The 21,547-nt window shown below is 73.4% G+C and carries 17 protein-coding genes; 13 read left to right on the forward strand and 4 right to left on the reverse strand.

The window, feature by feature from the left end; all coding sequences use genetic code 11:
* The first annotated feature begins 78 nt into the window (after positions 1-78).
* Together QSK37_RS12580 and QSK37_RS12585 are read left to right on the forward strand one after the other, a co-directional pair.
* Positions 79-837, forward strand: a complete 759-nt coding sequence (locus tag QSK37_RS12580; RefSeq protein ID WP_285619977.1) for a class I SAM-dependent methyltransferase — start codon at positions 79-81, stop codon at positions 835-837.
* 150 nt (positions 838-987) lie between these two features.
* Positions 988-1,827: an LLM class flavin-dependent oxidoreductase gene (locus QSK37_RS12585; RefSeq protein WP_285619979.1), complete on the forward strand. Its 840-nt coding sequence runs from the start codon at positions 988-990 to the stop codon at positions 1,825-1,827.
* Positions 1,828-1,868: 41 nt separating this feature from the next.
* Here QSK37_RS12585 and QSK37_RS12590 read toward each other — a convergent pair whose 3' ends face one another.
* A complete protein-coding gene (locus QSK37_RS12590; RefSeq protein WP_285619981.1) occupies positions 1,869-2,462 on the reverse strand; it encodes a TetR/AcrR family transcriptional regulator in 594 nt (197 codons plus the stop codon).
* A 71-nt stretch (positions 2,463-2,533) separates the two neighbouring features.
* Here QSK37_RS12590 and QSK37_RS12595 point away from each other — a divergent pair, with 71 nt between their 5' ends.
* From QSK37_RS12595 to QSK37_RS12625, 7 genes are all read left to right on the forward strand, one after another.
* Positions 2,534-3,712 (forward strand): DUF2332 domain-containing protein, encoded by a 1,179-nt coding sequence (locus QSK37_RS12595; RefSeq protein ID WP_285619982.1) that lies wholly within the window; start codon positions 2,534-2,536, stop codon positions 3,710-3,712.
* A 204-nt stretch (positions 3,713-3,916) separates the two neighbouring features.
* Positions 3,917-4,498 (forward strand): hypothetical protein, encoded by a 582-nt coding sequence (locus QSK37_RS12600; RefSeq protein ID WP_285619984.1) that lies wholly within the window; start codon positions 3,917-3,919, stop codon positions 4,496-4,498.
* A 153-nt stretch (positions 4,499-4,651) separates the two neighbouring features.
* Positions 4,652-6,184 (forward strand): DNA polymerase Y family protein, encoded by a 1,533-nt coding sequence (locus tag QSK37_RS12605; RefSeq protein ID WP_285619985.1) that lies wholly within the window; start codon positions 4,652-4,654, stop codon positions 6,182-6,184.
* Positions 6,185-6,332: 148 nt separating this feature from the next.
* Entirely contained in the window at positions 6,333-9,593 is a 3,261-nt protein-coding gene (locus QSK37_RS12610) for an error-prone DNA polymerase (RefSeq protein WP_285619986.1), read from the forward strand.
* Between the two features lie 109 nt (positions 9,594-9,702).
* The gene (locus QSK37_RS12615; RefSeq protein WP_285619987.1) at positions 9,703-10,947 is read left to right on the forward strand and encodes a lipase family protein; all 1,245 of its coding nucleotides are present in this window, start codon (positions 9,703-9,705) and stop codon (positions 10,945-10,947) included.
* A gap of 41 nt (positions 10,948-10,988) precedes the next feature.
* On the forward strand, positions 10,989-11,312 hold the full coding sequence (locus tag QSK37_RS12620; RefSeq protein ID WP_285619988.1) for an ArsR/SmtB family transcription factor: 324 nt from the start codon (positions 10,989-10,991) through the stop codon (positions 11,310-11,312).
* Between the two features lie 101 nt (positions 11,313-11,413).
* Positions 11,414-12,301 carry a TIGR03620 family F420-dependent LLM class oxidoreductase gene (locus QSK37_RS12625; RefSeq protein ID WP_285619989.1) on the forward strand — a complete coding sequence of 296 codons (888 nt, stop codon included), beginning with the start codon at positions 11,414-11,416 and terminating at the stop codon, positions 12,299-12,301.
* Between the two features lie 128 nt (positions 12,302-12,429).
* On the opposite strand, the gene QSK37_RS12630 is transcribed toward QSK37_RS12625, so the two are convergent.
* Both QSK37_RS12630 and QSK37_RS12635 read right to left on the reverse strand, forming a co-directional pair.
* A complete protein-coding gene (locus tag QSK37_RS12630) occupies positions 12,430-12,867 on the reverse strand; it encodes an STAS domain-containing protein (protein WP_285619990.1) in 438 nt (145 codons plus the stop codon).
* Between the two features lie 183 nt (positions 12,868-13,050).
* Positions 13,051-14,199, reverse strand: a complete 1,149-nt coding sequence (locus QSK37_RS12635; RefSeq protein WP_285619992.1) for an FAD-dependent monooxygenase — start codon at positions 14,197-14,199, stop codon at positions 13,051-13,053.
* A gap of 70 nt (positions 14,200-14,269) precedes the next feature.
* Here QSK37_RS12635 and QSK37_RS12640 point away from each other — a divergent pair, with 70 nt between their 5' ends.
* From QSK37_RS12640 to QSK37_RS12650, 3 genes are all read left to right on the forward strand, one after another.
* A complete protein-coding gene (locus tag QSK37_RS12640; RefSeq protein WP_285619993.1) occupies positions 14,270-14,863 on the forward strand; it encodes a TetR/AcrR family transcriptional regulator in 594 nt (197 codons plus the stop codon).
* A 47-nt stretch (positions 14,864-14,910) separates the two neighbouring features.
* Positions 14,911-17,697: an FAD-binding and (Fe-S)-binding domain-containing protein gene (locus tag QSK37_RS12645; RefSeq protein WP_285619994.1), complete on the forward strand. Its 2,787-nt coding sequence runs from the start codon at positions 14,911-14,913 to the stop codon at positions 17,695-17,697.
* Between the two features lie 73 nt (positions 17,698-17,770).
* Positions 17,771-19,318: an aldehyde dehydrogenase family protein gene (locus tag QSK37_RS12650; RefSeq protein WP_285619995.1), complete on the forward strand. Its 1,548-nt coding sequence runs from the start codon at positions 17,771-17,773 to the stop codon at positions 19,316-19,318.
* A 16-nt stretch (positions 19,319-19,334) separates the two neighbouring features.
* Here QSK37_RS12650 and QSK37_RS12655 read toward each other — a convergent pair whose 3' ends face one another.
* Positions 19,335-20,366, reverse strand: a complete 1,032-nt coding sequence (locus QSK37_RS12655) for a LacI family DNA-binding transcriptional regulator (RefSeq protein ID WP_285619997.1) — start codon at positions 20,364-20,366, stop codon at positions 19,335-19,337.
* 168 nt (positions 20,367-20,534) lie between these two features.
* Here QSK37_RS12655 and QSK37_RS12660 point away from each other — a divergent pair, with 168 nt between their 5' ends.
* Positions 20,535-21,542, forward strand: coding sequence for a sugar ABC transporter substrate-binding protein (locus QSK37_RS12660; RefSeq protein WP_285619999.1), 1,008 nt, complete (start codon positions 20,535-20,537; stop codon positions 21,540-21,542).
* Positions 21,543-21,547 lie beyond the last annotated feature (5 nt).

Here is a 21,547-nt window from a genome sequence, read left to right on the forward strand (position 1 = left end):
AAATTCACTTGACCAGTTACACCGCTTCATCTAGTTTGTGACTGTCGAAATCATAAACGACAGTTACAGGAGTCGCTCATGCTCACGACCACGGTGGCACAGGCGTGGATCTCCCGCTGGGACCGTCAGCAGGAGGGGTACCTGCCCGACCGCGAGGAGCGCTTCACCGCGCTGATCGACGCGGTCGAGGCCGGCGCCGGGCGGCCGGACCCGCTCATCCTCGATCTCGGCTGCGGGCCCGGCTCGCTGGCCACCCGGATCCTCGACCGCATCCCGAACGCCACCGTCGTCGCGATCGACACCGACCCGCTCCTGCTCGCGCTCGGCCGGGGCGCCCACGCCGGCCGGATGGCGCTGCGGTTCGCCGACCACGACCTGGGCACCCCGGGCTGGGCGGCCGCGCTCGACCTGGACCGTCCGGCCGACGCGGCGGTCAGCACCACCGCGCTGCACTGGCTGCCCGAGCCGGCCCTCCGCACCGCGTACGCCGAACTGGCGTCGGCGCTCCGGCCGGGCGGGCTGTTCCTCAACGGCGACCACCTCGACGTCGGCGAGCCCACGCTGCGCCGGCTCGAACGCGCTCTGGCCGACCGCGCCACGCGCCGCCGGTTCGGCGACGACCGGCCCGAGGACTGGCGGCAGTGGTGGGACGCCGCCGCGGCGGACCCGGCGCTGGCCGCGCTCACCGCGGCCCGTACGGCCGCCGCCGGGCACCACGGCTCGGAGTCCGGCGGGCTGGCGGTGCACGTCGCGGCGCTCCACGACGCGGGCTTCGGCGAGGTGGGCCCGCTCTGGCAGAACGGGAACAACCGCGTGCTCTGCGCGGTCCGCCGCTGACCACGCGCCCGGCCGGCATCGCGCGCCCGGTACAGTGATCACGATCCGAATGCTCCCTGGGAACGGCGTCGCAGAACGGGAGCCCGCCGCGGTTCGCGGCGGTGGAGGGGCGACAACCGTTGTTCGCATGCCCTTCCGGAGGTTCCTCTCATGAACGTGGGTCTCGGCCTGCCGATCACCGATCCGCCGTCGTTGCTCTCGTGGGCGCGGCGCGCCGACGCCGGCCCCTTCTCGACGCTCGGCCTGCTCGACCGTCTCGTCTACGCCAATCCCGAACCGCTCGTGACACTCGCCGCCCTCGCCGGAGCCACGACGCGCGTCCGGCTACAGACCGAGGTGCTCCTCGGCCCGCTGCGCGAGACGGCGCTGCTCGCCAAGCAGACCGCGACGCTGGACCTGATGTCCGGCGGCCGGTTCACGCTCGGCGTCGGCGTCGGCGGGCGGGCCGACGATCACGTCGCCGCCGGCACCGACATCCGGACGCGCGGGCGCCGTATGGACGCGCAGCTCACGACCCTGCGGCGGGTCTGGTCGGGAGAGCCGTACGGTGAGGGTGCCGGCCCGATCGGCCCGGCGCCCGCCCGCGAGGGCGGCCCGGAGGTGCTCATCGGCGCCTTCGCCCCGGCCGCCCTCGAACGCGTCGCCCGCTGGGGCGACGGCTTCCTGTGCGCCGCGCCGCTCCCGATGGCCGACGGGCTGTTCCGCAGCGTGGAGCGCTCCTGGTCGGCGGCGGGCCGCGCGGGACGGCCACGTCTGGTCGCCCAGGTCAACGTGGCCCTTGGCCCGGACGACACGATCGAGGACGGGCGGGCGGCGATCGGCGCCTACTACCGGTTCCTCGACAACCCGGGTCGCGTCGGCCTGCTCACCACGCCGCGGGAGATCCGTGCCGCGGTCACCGCGTTCACCGGCCTCGGCGCGGACGAGGTCATGCTGTACTGCTGGGCCCGCGACCCGGACCAGGTCGACCGGCTCGCCGACGTGCTGTGAGAGACCGCCCGGGGACCCCTCGGGGGTTCCCGGGCCGTCCCTCAGCGGGACGGGAGGGCGAGACGCTCCGCGGCGCGTACGACGAAGGCGCGACGGCGGGCACGCTCGGCCGGGTCGGCGGCGTCGGCGCCGGTGAGCATGTACGCGACCTGCGGCACGGAGAACCACCAGGCGGCGAGCGCGATGATCAGGAAGGCCAGGTGAGCGGGGTCGAGCTCGTCGTCGAGGACGCCGTCGCGCTGGGCGGCCGCGAAGGCCTCGACCTTGTCGCGGTAGTGCGCGGTGCGGTTCTTCTCGTCGGCCGGGGGCCCGCCGGCCAGGCCCTCCCACTGGAGCAGCCGGGCCAGGTGCGGGTGCGCGGCGTGGTAGTCGAACGTGCGCCCGGCGAACTCCCCGATGTCGGCCAGGCCCCCCGGCGGCAGGTCGACTCCGGCGGCGAGCTTGTCCAGCTCGTCGCGGAGCACGGTCTCGAACAGGGCCTGTTTGTCGCCGAAGTACTTGTAGAGGCGCTCTTTGTTGATGCCGGCCCGCTCGGCGATCCGGGCCATGGTCGTGCCGTCCGGGCCGCGCTCGGCGAACTCGATGGTCGCCGCCTCCTTCAGGCGGCGTCGCGTCCCCTCGGTGTCCCAGGCCATGGGGTCAGAGCTTAGGCCATTCCAACGGCAACGTTGCGGTTGCGGGGCGCTCCCGGCGGTAGGTTCGGACGGTGGCAGAAGGGCCGGGCGACCCGGCAGGTGACAGGGACATCGAGGTCCGGCGGCTCCGGCGGCTCTTCCGGATCTTCGGGGCGACGCAGTGCCGCGGCCGTTCCCCGGTGTACGAGGCGCTGAGCGAGGGCGTCGCCGACGACGACGGACTGCTGGACCTGCTCATGGCCACGCCGCGCGACCAGCGGCGGCCCAGCCTGCTGTTCGCGGCGGTGAACCTGCTCCTCGCGTCCGATCCCGGTTCGGCGCTCGCCGGCTACTACCCGGTGCACGGCGGCCGGCGGCCGGTCGACGACCGGCTCATGCCGGCCTTCGCCGCGTTCTGCGCCGAGCACCGCGACGAACTCGGCCGGCTCCTGCGCACCGGGTCCACCCAGACCAACGAGATCCGCCGCTGCGTGGCCCTTCGCCTCGGCCTCGACCACGTGCGGCGTCGCTGGCCGGGACCGCTCGCCCTGGTCGAGGCGGGCGCCAGCGCGGGCCTGAACCTGCTCGTGGACCGCTACCGCTACCGCGTCGGCGGTCAGGAGGCATCCGTCTCGGACGCCTCGCCGGTGCTGATCACCTGCGAGGTGCGGGGCGGCTCCCCGCACGAACGGATCCTCGGACCGGTCCCGGAGATCACCAGCCGGCGGGGAATCGACCGGCACCCGGTCGACCTGGCCGATCCCGGAGCCCGGGCCTGGCTGGAGGCGTTCGTCTGGCCCGAACGCCTCGACGATCTCGCCGTTCTGCGCGGCGCCATGGATCTCGCCGTCTCGTCCGCGACCGTGACCGTCGCCCCCGGCGACGCGACCACCGACACCGCCCGGCTGATCGGGGAACTGCCGGGGCGCGAGCCCGTCGTGGTCTTCACCGCCTCCCTGCTCAGCTACCTCGACTTCGACGCCAGGACGGCCTTCGCCGCCCAGCTCCGACAGGCCGCCGCACGCCGGCCGGTGGCGTGGGTCTTCGCGGAGGCCCCCGGTCTCGTCGCGACCACCGACGGCCTGATCGTGCCGGAGGGCTCCTTGGCCCGGCGCAATTCCCGCTACCTGATCGGGGCCAGTCTGCGCGGCTCCGGGCAGCGCGACGACGCCCTGCTCGCCCTCGCCGACCCGTACCTGCGCTGGCTCGCCCCGGCCCGGCACCGGACCGACGATTTCGCGTGGCTGCCGGCGGACGCGGACACCGGCTGACGCGGCGCCGGCGAGACGTCGCGGGCATGGCCTCCGGACCGCCGGCCATCGCCGGGAGGCCCGCAAAAGGGAGATAGCCGACCGCGGCGCGACTTGATTTCACTCGAACCTCTGTTCGATGATGGTCGCGTGAGTGAGCTATCGACGCAGGTCACAGAGGGATTTTCGACTCTGTCACGATCTGCGTTGGTACCGGTGCTCCCGGTGTTGCACGAGGTGGTCCCCGAGGGCGGGCTGCGGCCGGGCTCGGTCACCGTCGTCGAGGGTTCGCCCACACTCGCCCTAGCGTTGACGGCCGGTCTCGGGGAGCGATGGTGCGCCGTCGTCGGGCTGCCGGAGGCGCACATCCCCGCCGCCGCGTCGATGGGAGGCGACCCGATGAGGGTTCTGCTCGTGGACGATCCGGGCCGGCGGTGGGCCGACGTCGTCGCGGCGCTGACCGACGGCTGCGCGCTGGTGCTCACCCGCCCGCCGGACCGGCCGGCCCCTCAGGTGGTGCGCCGGCTGACCGCGCTGGCCCGCCGCAACGGGTGCGCGCTCGTCGTGACCGGGCCCTGGGAGGGCGCGAACCTCCGGCTCCGCGTCGAGGAGGGTCACTGGTCCGGGCTCGGCACCGGCACGGGGCATCTGCGCGGCCGCCGCGCCCTGGTGGTCTCCTCGGGCCGCGGCGCGGCGGGTCCCGGCCGGCGGGTCTGGCTCTGGCTCCCCGCCCCGGACGGCACCGTCGCCCCCGCCGCGGAGACTCCGGAGACACCGGTCCGCGCCCCGGTGGCGGTGGCCGGATGATCCCGTCCCCCGCCCTGCCGGTCCCCGCCGGGACTCCCGCACACGCCCTGGTGGTGGCCGGATGATCCCGTCCCCCGCCCTGCCGGTCCCCATGGCCCCCGGCCCGCGGAACCGGCTCGGGGCTCCCACCCACGCCCCGGTGGCGGTGGTCGGGTGATCCCGCCGCGTGCTCTCGTGGTCTGGTGTCCCGACTGGCCGGTCACCGCGATCGGGCTGGACGCCGCCGCTCCCGCCGCCGTCGTCTCCGGCGCCCTGGTCGAGGCGTGCTCGGCGGCGGCGCGCGCCTCGGGCGTACGGCGGGGGCAGCGGGTGCGGGACGCGCAGCGGCACTGCCCCGAGCTCGTCGTACGGGAACGGGACACCGACGCCGAGGGACGGCTCTTCGAGTCGGTGGCGGCGGCCGTCTCCGGCGTCACCCCGTGGGTCGAGGTCGTACGCCCGGGGGTCTGCGCCATCCCGGTTCGCGGCGCGGCCCGCTACCACGGCGGCGGGGCCGACGACGAGGAGTCGCTGCGGGTCCACGTGCAGGACACCGTCGTGGAGCAGGGCTTCGACTGCGGCGCGGGCATCGCCGACGGCCTGTTCGCGGCGGACCTGGCGGCGCGGGCCGGCGAGGGCGGCGTCGTCGTGCCCCCGGGCGAGACCCCCGCCTTCCTCGCCCCGTACCCGGTGAGCGTCCTCGGCCGGCCCGAGCTCACCGACCTGCTCGGCCGGCTCGGCATCCGCACGCTCGGCGCGTTCGCGGCCCTGCCGGTACGCGACGTGACGGCTCGTTTCGGCGTCGACGAGATACGGGCGCACCGGCTGGCCCGCGGCCTGTACCCCCGGCCGCCGGCCCCGCGGCCGCCGCTCGCCGACCTGAGCGTCTCGACGGAGTTCGACCCGCCCGCCGTGGCGGCCGAGCAGGTCATCTTCGCCGCCAAGTCCCTCGCCGAACGGCTGCACGAGGCGCTCGCCGCCGAGGCGCTGACCTGCGTCCGCATCGGGGTCGAGGTGACCGGCGCCGACGGCCGTACGCTGACCCGGCTCTGGCGGCACGACGGGGCGCTGTCCGCCCTCGCCGTCGCCGAACGGGTCCGCTGGCAGCTGGCGTCCTGGGAGCCCCAGGGCGAGGACGGCCAGGAGGGCGGCGTCGCGCTGCTGCGGCTCCTGCCCGACCAGCTCGTCGCCGACGACGGGCGGCAGGAGGCCCTGTGGGGCGAGGCCACGGTCTCCGACCAGATCGCGCGGGCCGCGGCGCGGGTCCAGGCGATGCTCGGCCATCAGGCGATCACCCGGCCGTTCCCGGCCGGCGGCCGCGGCCCCGGCGAACGCCTCGTCCAGGTTCCCTTCGGCGACCTGCCGCCGGAACCGGCCGCCGAGGGTCCGTGGCCGGGCCGGGTCCCCGACCCGCCGCCGGCCGCCGTCCATCCCGAGCCGCTGCCCGCGACGGTGACCGACGCCGACGGCGCGCCCGTCATGGTCGACGCCCGGTGCGCGGTGTCCGCGCCGCCGCACGAGGTGGAGATCGCCGGACGCCGTCACGTGGTGACGGCGTGGGCGGGCCCCTGGCCGGCCCGCGAACGCTGGTGGGACCCCGCCCGCGCGCGCCGCCGGGCCCGGTTCCAGGTCGTCACCGGCGACGACCGGGCCCACCTGCTCGTCTTCGAGGGCGGCCACTGGCACGTCGAGGCCGGATACACGTAGGGGGACCGATGGGCTGGAGCGACCCCGATGAGCGGAGTGAACGAAGAGGGCGAGTGACCCATGGGCTGGAGCGACCCCGATGAGTGAACGGAGTGGACGGCCGAGGAGCGAGGTCGTCCGCGGAGTGAACGAAGAGGACGAGTGACCCATGGGCTGGAACAACCCGGACATCCCCTGGCGGGAGTTCGAGCGGCGGCTGTCGTGGGGTGGCCGGGAGCCGAAGGCCGTCGCGCCGCCTCCGGTGGCTCCGCCGCGGCGGCGTGAGGGCGCGGGCGGCTGGGCGGAGCTGCACTGTCACTCGTCCTACAGCTTCCTCGACGGCGTCTCCAGCCCCCGCGAGCTGATCGACGAGGCGATCCGGCTCGACGTGGAGGCCGTGGCCGTGACCGACCACGACGGCATGTACGGGGCGGTGCAGCTCAAGGAGGCCGCCAGGGGCACCGGCGTCGGCACGATCTTCGGCGCGGAGCTGAGCCTCGACCTGCCGGCGAAGCAGGGTGAGCCTGACCCGGGCGGCCGGCATCTGCTGGTGCTGGCCCGTGACGTCGAGGGGTACGGGCGGCTGAGCGGCGCGATCAGCCGGGCGCAGCTCGCGGGCGGTGAGAAGGGCCGCCCGGTCTACGACCTGGCCGATCTGGCGGACGCGCACGGCGGGCACTGGGCGGTCCTCACCGGCTGCCGCAAGAGCGTGGTGCACGGCGGCGGCGACCAGGAGGCGGGGCTGCGCACGCTGATCGACCTGTTCGGGCGGGAGAACGTCTACGCCGAGCTGATCGACCACGACCAGCCCCTGGACGACGCGCGCAACGACGCCCTGTACGACCTCGCGGAAAAGCACGGGATCGGCGTCGTCGCCTCGAACAACGTGCACTACGCCGCGCCGAAGGACGCGTCGCTCGCCGAGGCGCTCGCCGCGGTACGCGCCCGGCGGGGGCTGGACGACCTGGAGTCCTGGCTGCCTGCCACGGGGACCGCGCACCTGAGGTCGGCCGGGGAGATGCGGGCGCGGATGGCGCGTTTCCCCGGTGTCGTCGAGCGCACCGTCGAGCTGGCCCGGTCGTGCGTCTTCGACCTGACGCTGGTCGCGCCCGACCTGCCGGACTGGCTCGTGCCCGAGGGGCACACCGAGTCGACCTGGCTGCGGCACCTCGTCGCCGAGGGCGCCGCCGAACGGTACGGGCCGCGGCGGCGGGCGCGCAGGGCGTACCGGCAGATCGACGAGGAGCTGAACGTCATCGACGGCCTCGGCTTCCCCGGCTACTTCCTGATCGTGCAGGAGATCGTGGAGTTCTGCCGCGACGCCGACATCCTGTGCCAGGGCCGCGGCTCGGCGGCCAACTCCGCGGTCTGCTACGCCCTCGGCATCACCGGGGTCGACGCGGTCCGGCACAACCTGCTGTTCGAGCGGTTCCTGTCGCCTGGCCGCGACGGGCCACCCGACATCGACCTTGACATCGAGCACCGCCGCCGTGAGGAGGTCATCCAGCACGTCTACGACAAGTACGGGCGGGACCGCGCCGCGCAGGTCGCCAACGTGATCAGCTACCGGCCCCGCATGGCCGTACGCGACGCGGCGCGCGCCCTCGGGTTCTCCCCCGGCCAGCAGGACGCCTGGTCGCGGCAGCTCTCGCCTCACGAACCGCTGCCGCCGGACGGCATCCCCGAGGCGGTCACCGCGCTGGCCGACCGGATGCAGCGCCTCCCCCGTCACCTCGGCATCCACTCGGGCGGCATGGTGATCTGCGACCGGCCGATCGGGGAGGTCTGCCCGGTCGAGTGGGCCCGCATGCCGGGCCGCACCGTGCTGCAGTGGGACAAGGACGACTGCGCCGCCGAGGGACTGGTCAAGTTCGACCTGCTCGGCCTCGGCATGCTGTCGGTGCTGCACGACACGTTCGACCTCGTGGCCGCCTTCCACGACCGCCGCTTCGACCTGCACAACATCCCCGAAGAGGACCCGGACGTGTACGCCATGCTGCGCGACGCCGACACGGTCGGGGTGTTCCAGGTCGAGTCGCGCGCCCAGATGGCCACGCTGCCCCGGCTCAAGCCCGACCGCTTCTACGACCTGGTCGTGGAGGTCGCGCTGATCCGGCCCGGCCCGATCCAGGGCGGGTCGGTCCACCCGTACCTGCGCCGTCGCAGCGGGCAGGAACCGCCCGACATCCCGCACCCGCTGATGCGGAACGCGCTGTCCCGGACCATGGGCGTGCCGCTGTTCCAGGAGCAGATGATGCAGCTCGCCGTGGACTGCGCGGGCTTCACCCCGGCGGAGTCGGACGCGCTGCGGCAGGCGATGAGCGCCAAGCGCGCGCCCGAGCGCATCGAGAAGCTCCGCGAGCGCCTGCTGACCGGCATGGCCGAACGCGGCATCTCCGGTGAGATCGCCGAGGAGGTCTACACCAAGATCCTCGGTTTCGCGAGCTTCGGCTTCCCCGAGTCGCACGCGCAGAGCTTCGCCCACCTGGTGTACGCCAGCGCGTACCTCAAGCGGCACTACCCCGCGGCGTTCACGGCGGCGCTGCTGGCCAACCAGCCGATGGGCTTCTACGCCCCGCAGACCCTGATCGGCGACGCGCGGCGGCACGGGGTCCGCGTCCTCGGCGTGGACGTGAACGCGAGCGCGGCCAAGGCCACGCTCGAAGACCCGTACACCCCCGCCGGAGGGTCCCCGCACTCGCCCTCCGCCGAGCAGCCGGCGGTCCGGGTGGGCCTGGAGTACGTGCGGGGGCTCGGGGCCGAGGGCGCGGAACGGATCGCCGCCGGGCGGCCGTACGAGAGCCTGGAGGACCTGGTCCGGCGGGTGCCGCTGCCCACCGCGGCCCTGGAGGCCCTCGCCACCGCGGGCGCGTTCGGCTGCTTCGGCCTCGGCCGCCGTGAGGCGCTGTGGGCCGCGGGCGCGCTGTCGCGCGGCGCCGCTCCCCCGGCCTCGCCGTCCTGGCGCGCCGAACGGCTGCCGGGCACGACGCCGGGCACGTCCGCGCCCGACCTGCCCGCCATGACCCCGATCGAGGAGACCATCGCCGACATGTGGGCCACCGGCACGGCGGAACATCACCCGATCGCCCACGTACGGGACCTGCTCGACGAGCGCGACGTCGTCCCGCTGGGCGCGCTCGCCGACGTACCCGGCGAGACGAACATCCTGGTCGCCGGCGTGGTCACCCACCGGCAGCGCCCGGGGACGGCGGGCGGGGTGATCTTCTTCAACCTGGAGGACGAGACCGGCATGGCCAACGTCGTCTGCCGCCCGCAGGTCTGGGAACGCTACCGGTCCATGGCCTTCCAGGCCCAGGCGATGCTCGTGCACGCCCGTCTCGAACGCCACGACGGCGCCACGAATCTGGTCGCGACCCGCCTGCGACGCCTCCCGGTGACCACGATGACCCGCAGCCGCGACTTCCGCTGAGCAGCGGTCCGGTTTCTGTGCACGAAGCAGAGTGGCCCTTGGGGTTCGGTACGGGGCGCCGGGAAATCACCCCTGGTGAAGGTGCTCATCCACGAGCCGGAGGTGCGGTGTGACGACCGACGGCCGGCGTCCGCGCGCGACACCGCCCGACGGCGAGCATCTCGCCGGGCCTCCGTCCTTCCCCGAGTGGGAGGAACGGCTGCGGGAGCAGCTCGGGATCGGCGGCCTGTGGACCCGGGACATCCGCGGCCCGTCGTACGCGCGGCTCAGGCCGTACGGGCCGCGCACCACGGCGGGCTTCCCCGTCCACCCGCATTTGGAGGAGCGGCTGCTGCGCGCCCGGCGGCACCCGGACCCCGTCGTCGCCCACGTCCTGGCCACCTGCGCGGCGTACGCCTACGCCGGCGCCGAGACCGTCTCCATGATCATGGCCCGGATGGGCCTGGAGCAGAACCACTGCCGGATGATCGGCACGTCGGTCGACGCGATGTTCGTCCGCTCCACCGCGTTCCTCGTGCAGAGCGCGAGCGGGCGGGTCGCGATCCTCTGCTACCGGGGCACGCCGCCGGCGGACGGCATCGCCTGGATGACCGACGCCGACGTCCAACCGGAGCGGATGCCGTACCGGTTCGGCGACCCGCGCGCCACCGTGCACGCCGGGTTCTACCGGAACGTACGGGCGACGCGCTATGAGGTGATGACCGCGCTGAAGCGCGCCTGCCGGGGCCGGTCGGTGCGCGCGCTCCTTCCCGGCGAGCCGGACGTCGCGAACATGGCGGAGCTCGAGGCGCTGTACGTCACCGGGCACAGCCTCGGCGGCGCGATGGCCGCGATGATGGCGGTCATGCTCCGGCACGAACGCAAGTTCCGGGACGAGGACGACGTGACCGGCCGGTTCCGGGCCGCCTACACGTACGGCCAGCCCATGATCGGCGATCCCCGTTTCGCCCGCGCCTGCGAGGCGGACCCCTTCCTCGCCCGCGCGATGATCCGTTACATCTACGACAACGACGTCGTCCCGCATCTCCCGCCGCGGACCGCCGGGCCGTACCGCCACTTCGGCCGCGAATACCGGTACGAGGTGCCCCGCCTGCGCCACGGCGTGCTGGGCCTGGCACGGCACCTCGGCCACACGTACGACGTCCGCCGCGGTGACCTGCGTGAGCACACCCGCTTCACCGGGCAGGCGGTCACCTTCCTGGGCGGGCTCGGCCTCGCCGCCCTGGCCTTCGCGGGCAGCCGGGTGCGGCCGCTGGGCGCGCTGCCCGTGGTGTACTCCTTCGAGGATCACCGGCCCCAGCACTACATCGCCGCCCTGACCCCGCCCGGCGTGCAGAACGAGTTCGGCGACTGACGCATCGAGGTACTCCGATACGTCGCTGTAGGCTGAGATCCATGGCGGACACACCGGACCCCGATCTGGTCCGCGCGCTGCAGGCACTGGCGAACCCCGTGCGGCTGCGGTTGCTGACCTGGCTGCGCGACCCCGAGCGCCACTTCCCGCGCGAGGAGGCGATCGCCGACCCGGCCGAGGTGGGCGTGTGCGTGAGTCACCTGCAGGCCAAGGCGGGCCTGGCCCAGTCCACGGTGTCGTCGTACATGGCCGAACTCCAGCGAGCGGGCCTGGTCCGCGCCACCCGGGTGGGCAAGTGGACGCACTACAAGCGCGATGAGGAGCGCATCGCCCAGCTCGTCGCGGAGCTGGGCCGGACGCTGTAGCACGTCTTCGCAAGGCATCCGCGAGCTCTGGACTTGCCTTCATATCGTGAATCTGCGATATTCCGATATGACGATTTAAGGATGAGCGCAAGGGAGACCTCATGAGCGGCGATCGGCTCGGGCTGGGGACGTTCGGAATCTGGACCTTCGACTTCGAGCACCAGCCGGCCACGATGATGCGGGACTCGGTCCAGGAGCTGGAGGATCGCGGGTGGCGAGCCTTCTGGATCCCGGAACTTCTCGGGCGGGAGGCACTCACCCACGCCTCCTACCTGCTCTCCTGCACCCGAGAGATGCGGATCGTCAACGGCATCGCGCAGATCTGGGCGCGGGAGGCCCGGTGGACGCACGGTGCCGCGCGGCTGCTGGCCGACGCCTACCCCGGACGGCACGTGCTCGGGCTCGGGTTCGGCGGCGAGCGGCCCGGGGTCCGGCCGCTGGCGGCCATGACCGAGTACCTCGACGCCATGGACGCCGCCGAGACGCCCGCCCCCGCGCCCGCCGGGCCGATGCACCGGCTTCTCGCGGCGTACGGGCCGAAGATGCTCGCGCTGGCTCGCGACCGCTCCGCCGGGGCGCACGCGTACCACGTCAATGTCGCGCACACCGCGCAGGCGCGGGAGATCCTCGGGTCGGAGGCGTTCCTCGGCGTCGAACACGCGGTGCTGTTCGAGTCCGACCCCCGCCGGGCCCGCGAGGTCGCGCGCGAGCACCTGCGCCTCTACCTCGGCTCGAAGTACAACATCGCGAAGTTCCGCCGGCTGGGCTACTCGGAGGAGGACCTCGCGCACGGCGGCAGCGACCGGATCGTCGACGACCTCGTGTTCTGGGGCGACCCGGACACGATCGTCGAGAAGCTGAACGCCCACCTCGACGCGGGCGCCGACCACGTCGGCATCCAGGTGATCGGCGTCGAACCCGGCCGGTCCGCGATGCCCTACTGGCGGCTGCTCGGCGACGCGCTCCTGCCGGCGAACGCCACGGCCTGAGCGGCGCCGCCCGGCCGACCCGAGGATTCGTCCCGGCTCAACGAGTGATCTTCAGTGAAGCGTCACCGTCGATGGATCACGCGCCAGGGCGGGTAGTCGATGACGGGCTTCTCCTGGGAACAGAGAATTCAGGCGTCATCGTGGGTCCCGGCCGGCGGGCGAGGCGCGTCGTCGCCCTCATGGCTTCCATCGCCTCCGTCGTCGTTCGTCTCGTCGAGTGCCGTGACGACGGCCAGGGCGATCGCCGAGCCGAGATCGTCGAAGGTCTGGATGAGAACGGGAAGGGCGGTGATGTCGAAGATCCGCCGCACCGAACCCCGCGGGTTCACCACCGCGTACAGCCGGCGGCCCAGAGCCGTGGCCCGGGTGCGCGCGTTCAGCAGGGCGCTCACGGCCGTCGAGTCGCAGAACCGGGTGTCGGTCAGGTCCACGATCAGCGGGGCGGCTCCGGCTCCCCCCTCGTCCAGCAGGTGGAACAGCTGCGCCCGTATGTCATAAGCATTGGAGATGTCGATCTCCACCGGCATCGTGGCGACGACATAACGGCTGGTCTGCCAGGTCGGCAAGGCCGAAGGTATGGGATGGACCATCGAGACCCCCCTTGTATGAGACAACGTCAGGGGCGGCCTCTCTTTTGGACCGCGGCGGCCCGTTACCGGACCACATGCACATAGATGAACAATAAGGGCGTTACCCCGGGTTTGGGCCCCTGAACCAGCGAACAACCTGTTCACGGGCCCCCGCGCCGGTCACGGCGTGTCCGGCGGGCACCAGCTCAGCACCGGGCCGAGCGCCCTCAGCACCGCTCCCGGCGGGACGAGGCGGAGCAGCCGGTCCCGTACCGCGACGGCGGGTGCCGAGCTCCACTGGGCCACGACACCCGTACGGCGGGAGCGGCGGGCGATCGTCTGGGTGCGGGGCCGGCGCTCGCGGTCGTAGGCGGCCAGCGCGGCCGGCACCGACGGATCGGCGTCGAGGAGCGCGGCCAGTGTGACGGCGTCCTCCAGCGCCTGGTTGGCGCCCTGCCCCTGATCCGGGGTCATCGCGTGCGCGGCGTCGCCGAGCAGCGCGACCCGGCCGCTCACGTAGGACTCCAGCGGCGGCAGGTCGTAGATGTCGCCCCGCAGCACCGCCTCCTCGGCGGCGGCGTCCAGCAGGGCGGGAATCGGAGCGTGCCAGCCACCGAACCTCCGCCGCAGCTCGGCCGTCTCCCCGTCGGCGCTTCGCTCCCCCTCGGGAGCGTTGGCCACGGCGAACAGGTAGACCCCGCCCCCCGCGAGCGGGACGAGGCCGACCCGCTCACCGCGGCCCCACGACTCACCGCCCGCGTCCAGGCGCCCGCCGGGGGGATCGACGACCAGCCGCCAGGCCGTGTATCCGGCGTAGCGGGGGCCGGGCGCCTCGGGCCAGACGGAGCGGCGCACGGCGCTGCGCAGGCCGTCGGCGCCCACCAGGAGAGCGGCGCGAGAGACGCCTTCCCCGTGCGCGACCTCCACATGGGTTCCGTCGTCGCGGACGCCGGAGACCTCCGCGCCGAGGCGCAGGGCGCCGGGCGGAGCCGCCTCCCGCAGGAGGTCGAGCAGGCGCGCCCGGTGGATCATCACGACCGGGCCGTACCGGCGCTCCAGCTCGGCGCTGTCGGAACGCAGCAGCCAGCGGCCCGACCGGTCCCGCACCCCGCCCGCCGTCTCGGGCATCGCGATCTCCCGCACCCGTTCGCCCAGCCCGAGCGCGTCCAGCGCGCGCACGCCGTTGGGCCACAGCGACAGTCCCGCGCCGACCTCGCCGATCGCCGGGGCGCGCTCGAGCACTTCGACACGCCAGCCGCGCCGGCCGAGGGCCACCGCCGCCGCGAGCCCGCCGATGCCCCCGCCCGCGATGATCGCCGTCCGCTCCATGACTCCCCCTCTACATCTGTAGTATTCGGTGCCTACTCTACGCTTGTAGAGGACAGGGGGGAGAGTGACCGTGGCCACCGCACGGCGGGAACGGCTGGCCGACGCGGCCATCGACACGCTGGCCCGGGAGGGCCTGCGCGGGCTGACGCATCGCGCGGTCGACCGGGCGGCGGGCGTACCGGAGGGATCCTGCTCGTACTACTTCCGGACCCGGCAGGCGCTCCTGACGGCGGCCGTGGACCGGCTGGCCGAGCTCGACGCCGCCGACATCGCCGCGCTGCCCGCCCCGCCGGATCCCACCGAGCTCGGCGAGAACGACGCCGTCGAGGCGTTGGCGAGGATGGTCGAGCGCTGGGTGACCACCGGGCGCGTCCAGATGCTCGCCCGGTACGAGCTCGCCCTGGAGGCCACGCGCCGGAGCGAGCTGCGCGCCACGCTCGTCGCGGCCGGCGTCCGCTTCCGCGCCATCGCCGAGAGCCTGCTCACGGCCATGGGCGCGGCCGAGCCCGCACGGCAGGCACCGATCTTCGTCGCCTGCCTCGACGGCCTGATCTTCGATCACCTCGCGGGCGCCGGCGCACTCGAACTCAAGCCCGATGAGCTGCGCGCCGCGCTCCGCGATCTGCTGCGGGCCTTCACGGGCCCCGGGCGGTGCGCGGATTGAGCGGCCCGCCGGTCACCGCCGGCTCCCGATCTGCGACGCTGGGCATGATGAGCACACTCGAAAACGACCTGCGCGCCGCGCTCGACGGCGAGGTCGACTTCTCCGTACGGTGCCGGGCCGAGTACTCCTACGACGCGTCCGTCTACCGGCGCGTGCCGGTCGGCGTGGTGTTCCCCCGGACCGCCGACGACGTCGCCGCCGCCGTGCGCGCGGCGCGTGAGCACGACGTGTCGATCACCGCGCGCGGCGCGGGCACGAGCATCGCCGGCAACGCCATCGGCGAGGGACTCGTCGTGGACTTCTCCCGGCACATGAACCGGATCGTCGAGCTGGACCCCGAGCGGCGGATCGCTCGCGTCGAGCCCGGTGTCGTGCTGGACGACCTCAACCGGGCGGCGGGCCGGCACGGCCTGCGGTTCGGCCCCGACCCGTCCTCCCGGAGCCGCTGTGTGCTCGCCGGGATGATCGGCAACAACGCCTGCGGCACCCGGGCGCTCGTCTACGGCCGCACGTCCGACAACGTCGAGTCCCTCGACGTGCTCCGCTACGACGGCACGGCGCTGACGGTCGGCGCCCACGGCAAGGAGCCCGCCGACCCGTTCATCGAGGAGCTGCGGGCGCTGCGCGACCGGCACCTGGCCACGATCCGCACGTCGCTGGGGCGCTTCCCCCGCCAGGTGTCCGGCTACGGCCTGGAGCACCTGCTGCCGGAGAACGACTTCCACGTCGCACGGGCGCTCGTGGGCAGCGAGGGCACGTGCGCGTTCACGCTCGGCGCGACGCTCCGTCTCGTCTCCGAGCCCGACACCAAGGTCCTGGTGATCGCGGGTTTCCCCGACTTCGTGGCGGCGGGCGAGGCCGTTCCGCGGGTGCTGGAGTACGGGCCCGACGCCTGCGAGGGGCTGGACGCGCAGATCGTGGCGATGGCGCGCGGCAGCGACCGCGCCGGCCTGCCGGAGGGCACGTCCTGGCTGCTCATCGAGCTCACCGGGGACGACGCGGAGGACCGGGCGCGGGCCCTGGCGCGGGAGTTCCCCGGCGCGGCCGTCGAGACCGACCCGCTCCGGCAGGCCGCCGTCTGGAAGATCCGTACGGACGGCGCGGGCCTGGCCACCCGGGCGCCCGACGGCTCGCAGGCGTGGCCCGGCTGGGAGGACTCGGCGGTGCCGCCGGACCGCCTCGGCGCGTACCTCGGCGAGCTGCGGCAGCTGTTCGCCCGGTTCGGCGTGCACGGCGCGGCGTACGGGCACTTCGGCGAGGGCTGCCTGCACATCCGCATCGACTTCGACCTGGCCACCGAACGCGGCCGGAAGACGTTCCGCGAGGTCATCGAGGAGGCCACCCGGCTCGTCGCGGCGCACGGCGGGTCGCCGTCGGGCGAGCACGGTGACGGCCGGGCCCGTTCGGAGGTGCTGCCGCTGGTCTACGACGACGCCGTCCTGAAGGCGTTCCGCGAGTTCAAGGGCGTCTGGGATCCCGAGGGCCGGATGAACCCCGGCATCCTCGTCGACCCCGAACCGATCGACGACCGGCTGCGCACCGAGGGCATGCGGCCACGCCCGCGTACGTTCCTGCCGTTCGCGGCGGACAACGGCGACTTCCGGCAGGCGCTGCACCGGTGCGTCGGCGTCGGCAAGTGCCGCAGTGACCACGGCGGCGTCATGTGCCCGAGCTACCGCGCCACCCACGACGAGAAGGACTCCACCCGTGGCCGGGCCCGCGCGCTGGAGGAGATGCTGCGCGGCGACCTGGACACCGAGGGCTGGCGTTCGGAGTCCGTGCACGAGGCCCTGGACCTGTGCCTGGCCTGCAAGGGCTGCGCCTCCGACTGCCCGGTGAACGTGGACATGGCGACGTACAAGTCGGAGTTCCTGCACCACCACTACCGGCGGCGGCTCCGCCCGATGGCGCACTACTCGATGGGCTGGCTGCCGTTGTGGCTGCGGCTCGCCCGTGGCCCGCTCCGCGCCGCCTCCTCCCCCGGCCGCCTCGCACGGTCGCTCGCCGGGCTGGGCAAACGTCTCGGCGGCGTCGCGCCCGAGCGCGACCTGCCCGCGCCGGCGAAGCAGTCGTTCACGCGCTGGTTCCGGCGCCACCACCGGGCGCCCGGCGGCGACCGGCGCCAGGTCCTGCTCTGGCCGGACACCTTCACCAACCACTTCACCCCCTCGGCGGCGCGGGCCGCCGTACGGGTGCTGGAGGACGCCGGGTACGAGGTGATCGTGCCGCAGGCCCAGGTCTGCTGCGGGCTGACGTGGATGAGCACCGGGCAGCTCACGATGGCGCGCCGCGTCGCGCGCCGGTCGCTGGAGGCGATCCACCCGTACGCCGCGCGCGGCATCCCGATCGTCGGCCTGGAGCCGAGCTGCACCGCCGCGCTGCGCGGCGACTGGGAGAAGCTGCTGCCCGGCGACGAGCGTCTCGCCGACCTGAAGGTCCGCACGTTCGCCGAGCTGCTGGAGGAGGCCGGCTGGTCACCGCCGCACCGGGAGCGCACCGCGATCGCGCAGATCCACTGCCACCAGCACGCCGAGCTGGGCCAGGACGCCGACCTGCGGCTGCTCGCCAAGGCCGGGGTGGAGATCACCCGGCCCGAGTCCGGCTGCTGCGGGCTGGCCGGCAACTTCGGCTTCGAGAAGGGCCACTACGACGTGTCGGTGAAGATCGCCGAACGCGGCCTCGCACCCGCGGTCCGCGACGCCGCGCCCGGCACGATCGTGCTCGCCGACGGGTTCAGCTGCCGTACGCAGATCGCGCAGCTCACCGGCCGTGAGGCCGTCCACCTCGCCGAGGTCCTGCTGCCCGAGGAAGGACCTCGAGACGATCACGAATGAGCCCACGCGGTTCGTGGGTGGCGGCCGGACGCGGCACGATGTGACGAACCTGGTCTCGGAGGAGGATTCAGCGATGCAGACCGTCACGTCGGTGGTGAGCGGCCGGCCGCTCCCGGTCGCGGACCGGACCGTGCGCTCCGTCAACCCCGCCGACCTGTCCGATGTCGTGGCCGAGGTGAGCCTGGCCCGGCCGCATGAGATCGTCGGCGCGTGCCGTACGGCGCACGAGGCGCAGGCGGCGTGGGCCGCCGTGCCCGCGCCCGTACGCGGCCGCGTCGTGTCGAGCATCGGCCGGCTGGTCGAGGCGAACAAGGACCGCCTCGCGCGGCTCGTCACCCGCGAGATCGGCAAGCCGTACGCCGAGGCGCTCGGCGAGGTGCAGGAGATCATCGACACCTGCGACTTCTTCCTCGGCGAGGGCCGCCGGCTGTACGGGCAGACGGTGCCGTCGGAGATGCCCGACAAGCAGCTGTTCACCTTCCGCGTGCCGGTCGGCACCGCCATGATCATCACGGCCGGCAACTTCCCGGTCGCGGTGCCGTCGTGGTACCTGGTGCCGGCGCTGCTCTGCGGGAACACCGTGGTCTGGAAGCCCGCCGAGTACGCCGCCGCCTCCGCCCACGCGCTGTACGAACTGTTCGCGCACGCGGGACTGCCCGAGGGCGTGCTCAACATCGTCCACGCCGACGGACCGGACACCTTCGCCGGGCTGTCCGACGCGCTCGTCGCCAAGGTCGTGGACAAGGTCGGGTTCACCGGCTCGTCCCGGGTCGGGTCGCGCATCGGTTCTCTCTGCGGCCTGCACCTGCAGACGCCCTGCCTCGAACTGGGCGGGAAGAACCCCATGGTCGTGACCGAGGACGCCGATCTGGACCTGGCGGTGGAGGCCGCGCTGTTCTCCGGCTTCGGCACCGCCGGGCAGCGCTGCACCTCGCTCGGCACCGTGATCGTGCACGAGTCGGTGCACCGGGAGTTCGTCCGCCGCTTCGACGCCGTCACGCGCTCGGCCCCGGTCGGCGATCCGGCTCAGGACGTGGTGTACGGCCCGCTGCTGGCCGAGCGCTTCGCCGAGTCGTACGAGAAGTACCTCGGCTGGATCGGGGACCGCGCGACGTACGGCTCGACCGGCGTCGGCCGCATCACGGCGGACAACCCGCGGGAGGGGTTCGTCGGCGATCCGTCCACCGGGCTGTACTACCACCCGGTGATCGTCGACGGCCTGGAGGTCGAGGACGAGCTGTTCCGGCACGAGACGTTCGGCCCGATCGTGGGCGTGATGCCGTACGGCACGCTGGATGAGGCCATCGAGCTGGCCGACCTGCCGGGGTACGGCCTGTCCTCGTCGATCTACACGACCGACCCGGCGAAGGTGTTCGCGTTCCGGGCCGGCATCGGCGCGGGAATGGTGAGCGTGAACAACTCCACCTCCGGCGCCGAGGCGCACCTGCCGTTCGGCGGCAACGGCCGTTCGGGCAACGGCAGCCGCCAGTCGGGCCAGTGGGTCCTCGACCAGTTCACCCGCTGGCAGTCGCTGAACTGGGACTACTCCGGCCGTCTGCAGAAGGCGCAGATGGACGTGGCCGTCATCGAGCCGGACCCGGACTTCCGCCTGGACACCTGACCCGCGGCGCTTCGCCTCAGGTTCTCGGACGGATCTCGCCGGAGCCGCGGGGCACGTAGCGGGTCGGGACCACCACGTGCCGCGACGGCAGGTGGTCGTCGCCGCCCCGTATCCGTGCCAGGAGCAGGCGGGCGGCGGTCCGGCCGACGCTCGCCGGGTCCTGGGCGACCACCGAGACGCCGGGGGTCAGCAGGTCGGCGACCGGGAAGTCGTCGAAGCCGATCAGCGCGACCTCCTCCTGGGCGCCCAGGTCCTGCAGCGCGCGGCGGGCGCCCATCGTCAGCAGGTTCTGTGCCGCGAACACCGCCGAGGGCGGCTCGCCGCCGGTCAGCAGCCCGGTCGTCGCCGCCCGCGCCGCCTCCTCGCTGCGCAGGCCGCGGCGCACCAGCCGCTCGTCGACCGGCTCCCCCGCCTCCGCGTGCGCGTCGGCGAAACCGGCGTACCGCTGCCGCGCCGTCCAGATCGAGTCCGAGTCGCCGAGGAAGGCGATCCGGCGGTGCCCGAGCGCCCGCAGGCGGCGTACGGCGGACCACGTGCCGTCGCGGTTGTCGACGGTGACCGTGTCGACGCGGTCGATCTCCACGAGCCGGTCGGCGCACACGATCGGTGTTCCGTGCCCGCGAACCGTGGCGAGCTGCTCGTCCGTGCCGCCCGTGGGAAGCACGATCAGGCCGTCCACCCGCCGCAGGGTGAAGGCGTCGATGAGCTCGCGTTCGCGGTCGGGGTGCTCGTCGCTGCTGCCCGCCAGGACGAGGATGCCCTCCTCCCGCGCGGCGTCCTCGACCGCGCGGTGCAGCACCGAGGAGAACGGGTTCGCGACGTCCTCCAGCACCAGCGCGATGGTGGCGGTGCGCCGGTCGGCCCGCCGCAGGCTGCTGGCGGTGAGGTCGTGACGGTAACCGAGGGCGCGGGCGGTCTCGGTGACGCGCCGGACCAGTTCGGGGGCCACGCCCGGCTTGCCGTTGATCACCCGGGACACGGTCGCCAGGCCCACACCGGCCTGCCGTGCGACGTCGCGCATCGTCGCCGCCCGTTCACCGTCCTGCATGCCGCCCCTCCCCCGCCTAGGGCCCTAAGCCGGTCAATTCTCCCTCTGGACAGTTCCCAAAAGCCGATCTACCTTCTGGGAAACGTTTCCAGGAAACGTTTCCCAGGTGCCGCCCACTGTCAAGAACACGCGCCGCACGGCCAGCGCGGTGCGCTGGGAGGAGTCGGTATGAAACGCAGATTCCCCGCTCCAGGCCCCCTCTCCCGGTCTCTCGCCGCGCTCGTGGCCCTGACGCTCGCCGCGGCCGGATGCGGCAGCGGAGCGAAGGGCTCCGGCAAGGACATCACCATCGGCCTGATCACCAAGACCGACACCAACCCGTTCTTCGTGAAGATGAAGGAGGGCGCCGAGAAGGAGGCCAAGGCCAAGGGCGTCAAGCTGATGACCGCGGCCGGCAGGTTCGACGGCGACAACGCCAGCCAGGTCACCGCGATGGAGAACATGACCGCCGCCGGGGTCAAGGGCATCCTGATCGTGCCGAGCGACACGAAGGCGATCGTGCCGAGCCTCGCCAAGGCGCGCGCCAAGGGCATCGACGTCATCGCCCTGGACACGCCGCCGGACCCGCAGAGCGCCGCCGATTCGCTCTTCGCCACGAACAACCTCACCGCCGGCACGCTGATCGGCCGGTACGCCAAGAGCGTCGAGGGCGCCAAGCCGGTCAGGATCGCGATGCTCGACCTGAACCCGGGCATCACCGTCGGCGTGCTCCGGCACAACGGCTTCCTGCAGGGGTACGGCGTCAAGGACGGCGATCCGAGCATCGTCTGCACGCAGTACACCGCCGGCGACCAGGCCAAGGGCCAGACCGCCATGGAGAACTGCCTGCAGAAGGACCCCGGCATCAACCTCGTCTACACCATCAACGAACCGGCGGCGCTCGGGGCGTACACCGCGCTGAAGGCGGCCGGCCGGACCGGCTCCACGATGATCGTCTCGATCGACGGCGGGTGCACGGGGGTCAAGGCGGTGCAGGCCGGGCAGATCGCGGCGACCGCGCAGCAGTACCCGCTGAAGATGGCCGCGCAGGGCGTGGACTCCATCGTCGCCTGGGCGCGCGGAGGCAAGAAGGCGAGCGGCTACACCGACACCGGCGTCAACCTGATCACCGCGAAGCCGCAGGCGGGCCTGGCGTCCAAGGACGTCGCCTTCGGCCTGGCGAACTGCTGGGGCTGACGCCG

It is taken from the genome of Actinoallomurus iriomotensis, assembly GCF_030269445.1.
In the GTDB taxonomy this organism is placed as follows: domain Bacteria; phylum Actinomycetota; class Actinomycetes; order Streptosporangiales; family Streptosporangiaceae; genus Actinoallomurus; species Actinoallomurus iriomotensis.